Genomic DNA, 13,183 nt, shown 5'->3' on the forward strand with positions numbered 1-13,183 from the left:
AGAGACTGAAGAGAAAGAGTTGATGAAACGTAAATCAGCTCTTTCTTTTTTTATAACTATATTTGTATATTATATATACTTTAGCTAAGCAAATAATAAAGCTATAATAGTTGCTTTATATCAATGCTTAAGCTGAAGAAAAAGATGTTGAAACCCATACGAAAAAATAAATATATGTATAGGATTTGATTATACTTTGATGTATGCTAAATATAGCATGGAAGTAAAAAGCTATTCATGGATTGATTTTTGAAAAGTAGAGACATCTAAAACAAAGGTATAGAGGTGTGAAAGTGTGAAATTTGGAAAGACTTTGACGCTTAATAACGGAGTAGAAATTCCTCAAATTCAATTGGGAACTTGGTTAATCAATAATGATGATGTTAGAAAAACAGTACGCCAGGCAATTGATGTTGGCTACCGTGCCTTTGATACTGCCAAGGACTACGGCAATGAAAGGGGAGTCGGTAAAGGTATTTGGAACTCCGATATTGAACGTAGTGATATATTTTTAACAACTAAGTTGCCAACTGCGGTTAAAGACTATGAAGGTACTAAGGAAGCGATAGACGAAGCCTTAGACCGTTTTAGCTTGGAGTATATTGATTTATTGCTTATTCATTCACCGCAAAACCTTGGATTGAAGTAAATCGAACCAACGACCGCCATTTTGAAGGAAATCTAGAAAATTGGCGTGCAATGGAGGAAGCTGTAAAAGCAGGTAAGGTTAGATCAATTGGCGTATCTAATTTTTTGCAAGAAGACGTGGCAAATATTGTCAATAATGGCACGATAAAGCCTGTAGTTAATCAAATTGAGGTCCATATTAATAAGGTACCAATGGATTTGATGAAATATTGCAATGATTTGGATATTAAAATTGAAGCTTATTTACCATTAGCACATGGACGATTACTTAAAGATCCGAAAATAAATATGCGAAGAAATATAATGTAAGTCCGGCTCAATTAATGTTAGCCTTTGATTTACAACTTGGATGCATTGTATTGCCAAAGAGCGATAATGTTGCGGAAATGAAAGAAAATTTGAATATCAATTTTCAAATTAGTGATGAGGATATGAAAAAATTGGTCAAGCTCAAGGAGAATGACCAAAATGTAGCTGTTTAATAAGTATTGCGATAAACGATACTTATTTATTTTAAGAAAGAAAAATGAACGAAATAAAATTAATAGCAATCGATATTGATGGGACCTTAGTTAATTCTAAAAAAGAAATAACGCCAGCAGTTAAAAAAGCCGTTTTGGCTGCTAGAGATGAAGGTAAACAAATAGTTATTTGTACAGGTCGTCCTCTATCTGGTGCACAGTGGTATTTAGATGAACTAGGCTTAAATAAGCAAGATAATGAGTATGTGGTCAGTTTTAATGGGGCAGTAGTTGAATCAACCAATGGTCAGGTTATTTTCAAACAAGGCTTGAAATATGATGATTATATTGATCTTGAAGCAATTGCACGTAAATTGAACTTGCATTTTCACAGCGTAAGCCTAGATCGAATTTACACAGCTAATCGAGATTTAGGACATTATACAATTTATAATTCGCGTGTAGTTAAATTAGAAGTGTCTTATCGAACTCAAGAAGAGATGCGCCACATTCCACTTATTAAATGTATGTATATTGATGATCCAGATTACTTAGATAGTAAAATTACGAGTCCATTATTTCAAAAGATGAAGGATCGGGTAGTTTTTTCTAAAACTGAGCCATTTTATTATGAAGCGACTGCAGCCGGAGTTGATAAGGGGGCTGGACTAAGAAGACTGTGCGATTATTTGAAAATCGCTCCCAAAAATGTTATGGCTTTAGGTGATCAGGCAAATGATGCACCCATGCTAGAATATGCTGGTGTCGGAGTGGCAATGGGCAATGCAGTTGATTATACTAAAGAGCATGCCGATGCCGTAACCGCTGATTGTGATCATGATGGCGTAGCTCTTGCAATTAATAAATTTGCAAAATAGATGTTAATTTAAACAAATTAGTAGTATCTTGACTTAAGAAAAGAATACTTAAATAGAAGTTAATAAAGATGAGTAAAGCAAAAATTTTAGTTTTAGGTGGCTTAAGAGACGACGCCTTGACAGACTTAAAAGAAGTATGTGATATAACTATTGGACCTGTAGGTCATCGTCCAGATGATGATCGCCAATGGGTTTTAGATCATATCGCCGAATATGATGGTGTAATTGTTGCTAAGATGATTTTTGATAAGCAAATGATCGACGCAGCCAAAAATTTAAAAATAATTTCAACATATGGTGTTGGCTTTGATCATGTAGATACGGAATATGCAAAGGAAAACGAAATTGTAGTTTCAAATTGTCCTGAAAGTGTTCTGCGTCCAACTGCTGAATTAGCTCTAACAATGATTTTAGCTTCTGCACGTCGAATTCGTTACTATGATCATACTTTACGTGAAGGCGTATTTTTAAATGCTGATGAATATGATAATCAAGGCTATTCAATCGAAGGCAAAACCTTGGGAATTTTAGGCATGGGTAGAATCGGTCAGCAAGTTGCTCGTTTTGCTAAGGCATTGGGGATGAAGGTTATCTATCATAATCGTCATCAACTTGATGAAAAAATTGAAGCAGAACTTGATGCTAAGTATGTTGACTTTGATGAATTAATTAAGAATGCTGATTTCTTAAGTTTACATGCTCCTGCAACCGATGAAACTTACCACATTATTAATGCCGATGTGTTTAAACAAATGAAGGACACTGCATTTTTAATCAATGTAGCTCGCGGTTCTTTAGTTGATAGTGACGCTTTGATTTCTGCTTTAAAGAATGATGAAATTGCTGGTGCAGCATTAGATGTCTTTGAAAAAGAGCCACATCCTAGACAAGAATTAGTGGAGATGGACAATGTAATTATGACTCCACATGTTGGTTCAGCTACTCATGTTGCTAGATTTAATTTATCTAAAGAAGCAGCCAATAATGTTTTATCCTTCTTTAAGGATGGCAAAGCCATCAATCAAATTAATTAAAGACAATACGCGTGGTGCTAGTTAAGTCGTTTTAGTTAATAAAAAAGTCCAATCGGATTAGACTCAAGTTGTAACTTAAATTAAATAGAAAAGAGTCTGATCTAATTGAACTACCTCAAGCTTGATCGTTTTTCTCACCATTTACAAGTTAGCTTTGCTCGTCTAAATGTAATTTGTCGTTCCTTGTACAAGTTTTGTGCTCCTGATGAATTGAAGCACCGTAAAAATGTTGATCAGGTTAAAATTTCTGACAGCTCTATCTTAGCGATGCTTATTTGGCAAACTGAAATTGGTATCGAATCTCAAAGAAGATTTTGTAAATTCTTTGTCGGTTTGTCTCATTCTCGCTTTAATCGTCGGGCACGAATGCTTATGCCTTTAATGCGCTGTATCCGTCAAGATTGGAATCAAGAAGTAAAAACAGCTGGAGAATTCTTAATCATTGACAGCTTCCCAGTTCCAGTTTGTCAGCCCATCCGCAACTATCGCGTCAAGATCTTTCGTGGCATAGCTGATATCGGCTATAAAGCCACTAAAAAAATCTATTATTACGGCTTCAAGGTTCACGCGCTAGTAAGTGATGACGGCTATGTGCTTGACTACGCAGTCACTAGAGCATCAGTGCATGATGCCAAAGAAACAGTAGAATTGATGATTAATGCTCATCCAATTAACCATTATCTTTTGGGCGATGAAGGCTACTTAGGAAAAGATTTAGCTACCGAGTTAAAAGGTATGGGCTATGTGCTTTGGACACCATATCGAAGAAACATGGAAGGCGCTAAAAAGCATAACGATCATCAACTGATGGCAATTAGAAGAACAATTGAAAGCGATTTTTCTTTGCTCAGTTACTATAACGCTGAAAATAACCGAGCAAGGAGCTTAGCTGGTTTTCAGCAGCGGCTAGAAATAGCCATTTTAGCTTATAATATGGCATATTGCCTAGAACGATTTAACTAGCACCACGCGTAAAGACAATATAAAAAACAGCAATTTTGAAATTGCTGTTTTTATTTTACATAATTTTGGGTATGTTAGTCGTGATCGAGTTGGCTGTGATGGTAGCCGTAGACAAAGTAAATAACAGTTCCAATTACTAGCCAAATGACAGCCATTAGATATACTTCAGAACTTAAATGACAAATCATAAAGATACAGATTAAACTAGAAATAATAGGTAAGTATGGATAACCTGGAACTTTGAAGCCATCGTTGGTAATATCTGTTCTTTTTCTTAGTTTTAAAATACCGAAAGATACTAACGTAAAGGCAAAAAGAGTACCGAAGTTAACCAAGTTAGCTAATTGATCTACTGAGAAGAATGCTGCACCAAGAGCAATAATAATAGTTACTACTACTAATGCGTTTTGAGGAGAATTGTGTTTTTTGTCTAACTTGCTGAAAGTAGTTGGAAGCAGGCCATCTCTAGCCATGGCATAAATTAAACGAGAACTTGAATAAATCATAGTCAACATCATAGTAGCCATTCCGAGCATTGCCCCAAATGACAGCAATTCTGCCACCCAATTTTGGTGAACGTATTGTAAAGCAAAAGCAACAGGGTTAGAAACGTTTAATTTGGTATAGTTAACCATTCCTGTTAAGACAATTGATACGCCAAAGTATAGCAGAGCTGCAATTGCTAAAGTACCAATAATTCCTAGTGGCATGTTTTTCTTAGGATTTTTAACTTCGGCAGCGGAAGAAGAAACTACATCGAATCCAAGAAAGGCAAAGAAAACCGTGGTTGCTCCCTTGATTACGCCTGAAAAATGATATGGCAAAAATGGATGATAATTTGCTGGTTTAATAAAGTGTAAGCCGGCAAAGATGAAAATTAAGATAATAGCAATTTTGATAAATACTGCTACGATATTGATCTTAATTGAATTTTTCATTCCTCGAGAAAGCAAAATACTGATCAAGAGAATGATTAAAACGGACACTAGGTCAAAATAAACACCATGACTTAGATCCATTGGCCCTGAAACGGCATGGGGAATTTTGAGGCCGAATGGACTAATAAAAGAGCTGAAATAAGAGGACCAACCAGCGGCTACTGTAGCTACAGAGAGCATGTATTCAAGAATTAAAGCCCAACCGATAATCCAGCCGGCAAATTCACCGTACACAATATTCCCGTATGAATAGGCACTACCAGCAACTGGAATAGCTGAAGCAAATTCGGCGTAACACATCCCTGCAAGCGCACAAACTATAGCAGCTACTACGAATGATAAACTTACACCTGGCCCGGCTAGGGTAGCTGCTACTGTTCCTGGTAAGATGAAAATCCCAGTACCAATTACAGCACCTACCCCGAGGGACATTAAGTCTACTGCATTCATTGTCTTGGCAAATTTAATATCTTTACCTAGATAATTTTGAATGCTTTGTTTTCTGAAAATATTAAATCTCATTACATCATCCCTTAAAATAAAGTTAGATTAATTTTACATTATATTTTTAATTTTTTGAAGAATAAAAAGCCCTATTTTGCAATAAATAGGACTTTTTGTGTTAATTCTTAATTTTTTGTTTGTACCACTTGAATGAAAAGCAGATCATTGTGACCACACTTAAGCCGGCAATGATTAAAGAGTATTCTTCAAAGATAGTAACAATAACTTGCCATTTTTCTCCCATGTATGAACCTAAAGCTACTAAAATTGTATTCCAGACTAAGCTTCCTAAGGTAGTGTAAATTAAGAACTTAGACATTTTTACTTTTGCGGTTCCTGCTGGAATAGAGATAAAGCTTCGTACGACAGGGATGCAGCGTCCGTAGAAAATAGCGCCTGTGCCATACTTATCAAACCAATTAATGGCCTTTTGTACATCTCCTCTTTTAAAGCCAAGCATTTTGAACGCTTTGTGATCTAGGATGCGTTCTAAACGCTCTTCATTTAGGAACCAACCAACACCGTATAAAATTAAGGCTCCAAGTACTGCACCAATAGTAGAGGCAATAATTGTTCCCACAACTGTCATTTGTGAGTGGTGTGTAGCAAAGCCAGCGAAAGAAAGAATTACTTCGGAAGGAATTGGCGGAAAAACGTTTTCGATAGCAATTAGAAAACTGATGGCCATGTAGCCAAATTGGTTGATTAAGTCAAAAACAAAATTAGTCATCATGTATCCTCTATATTTCTATAACAATGTACATTTAATTTAGCAAATTTTGATATAAATAGCTATGGCTTGTGAGCAAAGTTAATATCTTCTTAAAAAAGCTGTGGTACACTATTACATACGAATTTTTGTTAGGATGAGAATAATGGCAACACAATTAATTGAAAATAAATTAAAACTTTTACCAGAGAAACCGGGCTGTTATTTGATGAAAGATATTAATGGTACGGTTATTTATGTTGGCAAATCTAAAAATCTAAAAAATAGAGTACGTTCTTATTTTAAAAGCAAACAAGTAGGACGAAGGGCAGAACTTGTTCGTGAAATTAGAGATTATGACATCATTACTGTTTCTACAGACAAAGAAGCCTTTTTATTAGAAATTACTTTAATCAAGAAATACCAACCATATTACAATGTGCAATTAAAGCAAGGGACAGGCTATCCGTATATTGAAATTACACGGGAACATGATCCTCAGACACGTTTAACAAGTATTGTACGTAAAGATGGTGGCTACTATTTTGGGCCTTATCCCAATGTCTATGCTGCACAGGCTACCTTGAAGTTTATTCAAAAAGTTTTTCCATTAAGACGCTGTCATGGTTATCAAGGACGCCCATGTCTTTATTATCATATGGGGCAATGCTTAGGTGCTTGCTTTAAAAAGGTTCCTCAAAAGGAGTACGATGAGCAGATTAAAAAGATCAAACGTTTTTTGAATGGAGATATCGGTGCAGTTAAGCAAGATTTAACTCAAAAAATGGAGCAGGCTTCTGAACAGCTTGAATTTGAAAGAGCTGCGGAGATACGTGATCAGTTAAAATATATTGAAGAAACTGTTGAAAAGCAGAAAATTATTTCTAATGATAATACTCAACGTGATATTTTTAACTATTATGTTGATAAATCATGGATTTCTATTCAGATTTTCTTCTTGCGTCAGGCCAAATTATTGCGGCGTGAGACGCGCATGTTTCCATTGACTGACACCACTGATCCAGAAGACGCCTTTACTTCTTTTATTGTGCAATTTTATGGTCAAAAAAACCGTGTTCTTCCTAAAGAAGTATTGATTCCAGCAGGATTTGATAATGCTACTTTAGCAGAGGTTTTAACAGTACCGGTTAGAACTCCTCAGCGTGGTCAAAAGAAGTCCTTGCTTGATATGGCTAAAGACAATGCTAAGTTGAAGTTAGACGATAAGTTTAGATTATTAGAACTAGGCAACCGTAAGACCAAAGGTGCCCAAAAAGAAATCTTCGATGCACTAGGCTTGCCATATGGCCACATTATTGAAAGTTTTGACCACTCGCACATTCAAGGAGCAGATCCAGTTTCTGCTTTAGTAGTATTCAAAGATGGAGAACCTGATAAAACGGCTTACCGTAAATATAAGTTAAAAGGCGAAGTTGAACATCAAAACGGAGGCGATGAAGTTCGCAATACCCGTGAAGTTGTTCGCCGTCGATATGGTCGTTTATTGCGCGAACATAAGAAGATGCCAGATTTGATTTTGATGGACGGTGGTCAAATTCAGGTTGATGCTTGTGAGGATGTTTTGCGTAATGAGCTTAATTTAAATATTCCGGTAGCGGGTATGGTAAAGGATGACAAACACCGGACTAACCATTTGCTGTTTGGTGATCCGATTAACGGCGTGCCATTAAAACTAATACCGTTGAATCCAAAATCTGAAGGCTTTTATTTAATGACTCGAATTCAGGATGAAGTTCACCGTTTTGCCATCACTTTTCACCGTAGAAGACATGCTAAAAATGCTTTATCTAGCCGGTTAGATTCAATTAAGGGAATTGGACCCAAGAGCCGGAATAAGTTATTGCGCAAGTTTGGTTCCTTGAAGAAAATTAAAGAAGCATCAGTGGATGATTTGCGTGCAGCAGGGTTGACATTACCCCAAGCACAAACTGTAAAATTAATGTTGTAAAACCCAGAATTCGCGCTGTTGAGCGTATTTGTGTGGTATAGTATAAAAGTTAGATTGAGACGGAAGGAAGAGATAAACATGCCTACATTTGTTGATCAGACTAAAATTGAAGTCCAAGCCGGAAAAGGCGGCGATGGCATGGTGGCTTTCCGCCATGAAAAATATGTTCCAAATGGCGGACCAGCAGGCGGTGATGGCGGCCGCGGCGGCAGCATTATTTTTGTTGCAGATAGTGGTTTGCGTACTTTAATGGATTTCCGTTACCGACGCAAGTTTAAAGCCGATAGTGGTGAAAATGGTCGAATAAAATCCCAATATGGTCGTGCAGCTAAGGACCTCTACTTGAAGGTGCCTGTGGGGACAACCGTTTATGATTTTAATACTGGTGAATTAATTGGCGACCTAGTTGAAAAGGGCCAAGAGTTAGTAGTAGCAAAAGGCGGCCGCGGTGGCCGTGGTAATATTCACTTTGCTACGAGTGTAAATACCGCTCCTGAAATTGCAGAAAATGGTGAACCTGGTGAAGACAGAGTTTTACGTCTTGAGTTAAAGCTCTTGGCTGATGTTGGTTTAGTAGGATTCCCATCAGTGGGTAAATCTACTTTATTGTCAGTAACCACTAAGGCTAAGCCAAAGATTGCAGCCTACCAATTTACTACTTTAACTCCTAACTTGGGAATGGTAATTCTACCAGATGGTCGTGACTTTTCAATGGCCGATTTGCCAGGTTTAATTGAAGGAGCTAGCCAAGGCGTAGGACTTGGTATTCAATTTTTGCGTCACGTTGAAAGAACTAAGGTAATTTTGCACTTAGTGTCAATGGACCCTAATAATGGTCGTGAAGCAATTGAAGACTATCACACCATCAAAAACGAGCTGAAAAATTACGAAACAGATTTATCCAAAAAACGAGAACTAATTGTTGCCTCTCAAATGGATATTCCTGGTGCGGAAGAAAAGCTTGCCGCATTTAAGAAGGCGTTAAAAGAAGAGGAAAACAATGAACCTGTTTATGAAATTTCCAGTGTAACTCATAAAGGTGTCAATAAGCTTATGAATGATACTGCAACGCTTGTTGAAGAAGTAGAAAAAGAGCGTGCAGAAGAAGAGCCTAAGGTTGTACAAAAGACCAAGGAATACAAGTATCAGGCACCACAAAAGAATGAATTTACTATTGAAAAAGTTGGAGAACACGAATTTGTTGTTAAGGGCGAACAGTTAGAAAGATTAGTTCAAATGACTAACTTGGATCACCAAGACGGAATTATGCGCTTAGCAAGACGTCTTAAGAGATTAGGCGTTGATGATGCATTGCGTGAAAAGGGAGCAGTTAATGGTGACGATGTCGCCATCGGCAAATTTGTCTTTGAATTCGTGCAATAAGGGTAGAAATGAATATGAGAAGAAATCGGTTTATTACAGGATATTCTGGACTTAGAACATTAGCAGTTATAGGGGTAATACTTTATCACTTTGATCCTAATTCTTTTATCGGCGGGTATCTAGGAGTGCCGATTTTTTTCGTTTTGTCAGGCTATTTAGTGACCGATCATATGCTTAATTCATATGATCAAACTGGTTCTTATAACAATCGCCATTTTTATTTGAATAGAATTAAGAGACTTTATCCGCAATTAATTGCAGTATTATGGATAAGCGCAACATATATTTTTCTTTTTCAAAGGAATTTATTAGCTAAACTAAATCAAATTGTTTTTGCTAATTTGCTAAATGTCTTTAATTTTTGGCAAATAAATAATGGTCAAAGCTATTTTGAACGTTTTGCCAATAATGAATCGCCGTTTACGAACTTGTGGACGATGTCCATCGAAGGACAATTTTATATAATATGGCCGTTAGTCATCTTTTTGTTAGTCAAATTAGTTAAAAAGAAGAAACGAATTTTTTACTTCTTATTAGCGCTATCTTTTTTGTCAGCATTAGAAATGGCAATATTATATTTAACTAAAACTGACATTAATCGAATTTATTACGGAACAGATACTCGATTTTTCTCATTAGGATTGGGAGCCGCTTTAGCTGTTATTTGGCCGGTAGAGGTGTTAAATCCAGAAGTGCCAAAGCAAGATAGAATCATATTAGACTTAGTAGGTCTTGTTTCCTTTATTTTGCTTTTGGTAATGTATTTTGCTAAGGCGATGAATCCACAACAAGCATTTGCATATTGTGGTGGGATGCTGCTATTTTCATTGATTGTGTGCATTTTTGCTGGAGTAATTGCACATCCAAGCAGTCATTGGAATCAAATTATGACTAATAAGCTTTTTGATTGGATCGGTTCAAGAAGTTATGGCATTTATCTTTATCAATTCCCAGTAATGATTTTCTTTGAATCTAAAATTAATAACCTGGGCGATCATCCCGTCATGTATCGAATCATTGAATTGATTTTAATTTTAACTATTAGTGAAATAACATACCGTTTAATCGAGCGGCCAATGAGTAAGATTACTTGGAAGAAGACCAAACAATATTTTGCTCATGTTTTCGATATGCAAGCTAGAAATTATGTGAAGAAAGGTCAAGCCGTATTAGCCGCATTTGTGATAATATTTGGCAGCATTGCTATTGCGATTTCTCTTCATGTTAAAGCAGAAGATTTTAATAAAAGTCAGTTAGCGCAAAGAATAAATCGTAACGCTAAAAAACAAAAGTCAGATAATGCTAAATTAATTGAAAAGTTAAAAAAGCAGAAAAAGCAGAAAAAACAAAAAGAAAATGAATCAAAAATTATAAAAGAAGCGGCTGAGAAAGCAAAAAGTAATCCAGTTAATCAATCATATGTTAAATATGGTATTTCTCAACTTGATTTGGAATTAGCACAAAAAATTCAGGTAACTGCGATCGGGGATTCCGTCATGGCAGGATCAAGCAATGATCTTAAGCAGCTAATGCCTAAAGCTTTGATTGACGCCGCAGTATCTCGTCAATTAAATGTGGCCTTTGGTTTGTTAGATAGTTATAAGAGACAGGGTGTCTTAGCCGACAACGTGCTGATTGGCTTAGGTACGAATGGCCCATTTTCAATGGATGATTTAAATAGGATTATGCAAGAAGTTGGACCTAAACGAAAAGTATTTTGGATCAATGTTCATGTACCAACTCGTGATTGGCAAAGACCAGTAAATGATTTGCTAAAACAAGGTGCAAAACGATATCATAATCTTATAGTCATTGACTGGTATTCATATTCAAAGAATCATCCTAAATGGTTTTATGATGACCATACTCATCCGAATATTAAGGGTTCTAAATATTACAGTACCTTTATCACTAAGACAATTATTAAGCATTCAAAGTTTTAAGTTTAGAATAGGATTTTCATGGAATTACAATTTTTGGGCACTGGAGCAGGACAGCCGTCTAAACAGCGTAATGTTTCAAGTGTCGCGCTTAAGTTATTAGATGAATTAAATGAAATTTGGCTATTTGATGTTGGGGAGGCTACTCAACATCAAATTTTGAGAACAAATATTAGATTAAGAAAAGTTACGAAAATTTTTATTTCGCATAATCATGGTGATCATATTTTTGGCTTACCAGGACTTCTTTCAACTCGATCTTTTCAAGGGGATGTAGGTCCATTAACTATTTATGGTCCTGCTGGTATTGAACAATTTGTTAAAATTTCATTGAAAGTATCAAGAACTAAAGTATCGTATCCAATTAAGTTTGTGGAATTATCTAAACCAGGTTTAATTTGTCAGGATAAGGGATTTCGTGTTTATACTGATCGATTAGATCACAGAATACCTAGTTTTGGATTTAGAGTAGTGGAAGATTCTCACCCTGGTGAACTTTTAATTGATAAACTAGCAAAGTATAATATTCCTAACGGTCCACTTCTGGGTAAATTAAAACGAGGTGAGCAAGTTACTTTAGCTGATGGAACGGTGCTAAATGGCAAGGACTTTTTAGGTGCTGAAAAGCCAGGTAGAATTGTCACCATTATTTACGATACTCGGTCTACACCAAGTATTGCTCGTTTGGCAAAGGATGCTGATGTTTTAATTCATGAGTCAACTTTTGCCGGGAATGAAGCTAAGCTGGCTCATAGTTATTACCATTCAACTTCTGTTCAAGCAGCTAAAATTGCTAAAGAGGAAAATGTTAAGAAGCTATGCTTGAGTCATATTTCTGCTCGTTATATGGGTAGCAAGGCCAAAAAACTTGAGAATCAAGCTAAGAAGGTTTTCCCGAATACAATATTAGTTAATGATTTTGATCAAGTTAATATTCCAATGAAAGGTGCAGAAGAATGAAAGATTCATTAAGAAATAAAGTTGTTATTATTACAGGTGCTTCTAGTGGCATTGGTCGTTCAATTGCTCTTGAAAGTGCTGGCCGCGGTGCTACCGTTATTTTGATTGCTAGAAGAAAAGAACGTCTGGACGAAATTGCGGCAGAAGCTAGAGAATTATCTGGTGCAGAAGCTTACGTTTTCCCAACAGATATGGGCAAGCCTGATGATATTGAAAGGGCTTTTGATGAAATCACCAAGCAAGTTAAGCATATTGATTTCTTAGTTAACTGTGCAGGCTTTGGTAAGTTCGAAGAATTTATGGAACAAAAGATGCAAGATGTAACCAACATGTTTCAAGTAAATGTTTTAGGTTTAATGTACTTCACTAGATTGGTCGGTCGCGTCATGATGGAACAAGAGACCGGTCAAATCATTAACTTCGGTTCAATTACTGGTAAAGTTCCAACTACTAAGTCAGCTGCTTACAGTGCTTCTAAGGCTGCAGTTATTCAATTCTCAAATGTACTGCGTCTAGAACTTAAGCCATTCGGTGTTAAAGTGATGACAGTTAACCCAGGTCCTGTTTACACTAACTTCTTTAACATTGCTGATAAGACAGGCAACTATGTGGAAAATGTACAAGAGTTTATGCTTGATCCAGATGATGTAGCTTGGCAAGTTGTCCATTTCTTTGGCAGCGATAAGCGTGAACTTAATTTGCCATTAAGCTTGGCTGTATTGGCAAAACTTTACAACTTATTCCCAGCACTTGGTGATAAGCTTTCTTTAAAGTTTGCTTCTAGAAAGTAATTGGA

Annotated in this window: 10 protein-coding genes and 1 pseudogene; 9 read left to right on the forward strand and 2 right to left on the reverse strand. The window is 36.3% G+C overall.

The annotated features are described in order from the left end of the window. Positions 1-295 precede the first annotated feature (295 nt). From CP368_RS00915 to CP368_RS00930, 4 genes and pseudogenes are all read left to right on the forward strand, one after another. A pseudogene (locus CP368_RS00915) lies at positions 296-1,130 on the forward strand (aldo/keto reductase). 44 nt (positions 1,131-1,174) lie between these two features. Next, positions 1,175-1,987: a sugar-phosphatase gene (yidA, locus tag CP368_RS00920; RefSeq protein ID WP_098043667.1), complete on the forward strand. Its 813-nt coding sequence runs from the start codon at positions 1,175-1,177 to the stop codon at positions 1,985-1,987. 68 nt (positions 1,988-2,055) lie between these two features. Continuing rightward, complete coding sequence (locus CP368_RS00925) at positions 2,056-3,021, forward strand: NAD(P)-dependent oxidoreductase (protein WP_098043668.1); 966 nt, start codon at positions 2,056-2,058, stop codon at positions 3,019-3,021. A 105-nt stretch (positions 3,022-3,126) separates the two neighbouring features. Continuing rightward, positions 3,127-3,984 (forward strand): IS982 family transposase, encoded by an 858-nt coding sequence (locus CP368_RS00930; protein ID WP_087712523.1) that lies wholly within the window; start codon positions 3,127-3,129, stop codon positions 3,982-3,984. Between the two features lie 74 nt (positions 3,985-4,058). Here the strand turns inward: CP368_RS00930 and CP368_RS00935 are convergent, their stop codons facing one another. Next, entirely contained in the window at positions 4,059-5,444 is a 1,386-nt protein-coding gene (locus CP368_RS00935; protein WP_056945430.1) for an APC family permease, read from the reverse strand. A gap of 100 nt (positions 5,445-5,544) precedes the next feature. After that, complete coding sequence (locus CP368_RS00940) at positions 5,545-6,156, reverse strand: DedA family protein (protein WP_098045647.1); 612 nt, start codon at positions 6,154-6,156, stop codon at positions 5,545-5,547. Between the two features lie 145 nt (positions 6,157-6,301). Here CP368_RS00940 and uvrC point away from each other — a divergent pair, with 145 nt between their 5' ends. The 5 genes from uvrC to CP368_RS00965 all read left to right on the forward strand — a co-directional run bounded on the left by uvrC (position 6,302) and on the right by CP368_RS00965 (position 13,178). Continuing rightward, the gene (gene uvrC / locus CP368_RS00945; RefSeq protein WP_025005821.1) at positions 6,302-8,104 is read left to right on the forward strand and encodes an excinuclease ABC subunit UvrC; all 1,803 of its coding nucleotides are present in this window, start codon (positions 6,302-6,304) and stop codon (positions 8,102-8,104) included. A gap of 78 nt (positions 8,105-8,182) precedes the next feature. Next, entirely contained in the window at positions 8,183-9,487 is a 1,305-nt protein-coding gene (obgE, locus tag CP368_RS00950; RefSeq protein WP_025005822.1) for a GTPase ObgE, read from the forward strand. Between the two features lie 14 nt (positions 9,488-9,501). Next, positions 9,502-11,430 (forward strand): acyltransferase family protein, encoded by a 1,929-nt coding sequence (locus CP368_RS00955; RefSeq protein ID WP_025005823.1) that lies wholly within the window; start codon positions 9,502-9,504, stop codon positions 11,428-11,430. A gap of 18 nt (positions 11,431-11,448) precedes the next feature. Continuing rightward, the gene (rnz, locus tag CP368_RS00960; protein WP_098045648.1) at positions 11,449-12,387 is read left to right on the forward strand and encodes a ribonuclease Z; all 939 of its coding nucleotides are present in this window, start codon (positions 11,449-11,451) and stop codon (positions 12,385-12,387) included. Then, entirely contained in the window at positions 12,384-13,178 is a 795-nt protein-coding gene (locus CP368_RS00965) for an SDR family oxidoreductase (RefSeq protein WP_098045649.1), read from the forward strand. The genes rnz and CP368_RS00965 overlap by 4 nt, the downstream gene beginning before the upstream one ends. The last annotated feature ends 5 nt before the right edge of the window (positions 13,179-13,183 follow it).

The organism is Lactobacillus sp. UMNPBX17, assembly GCF_002553735.1.
Taxonomy (GTDB): domain Bacteria; phylum Bacillota; class Bacilli; order Lactobacillales; family Lactobacillaceae; genus Lactobacillus; species Lactobacillus gallinarum.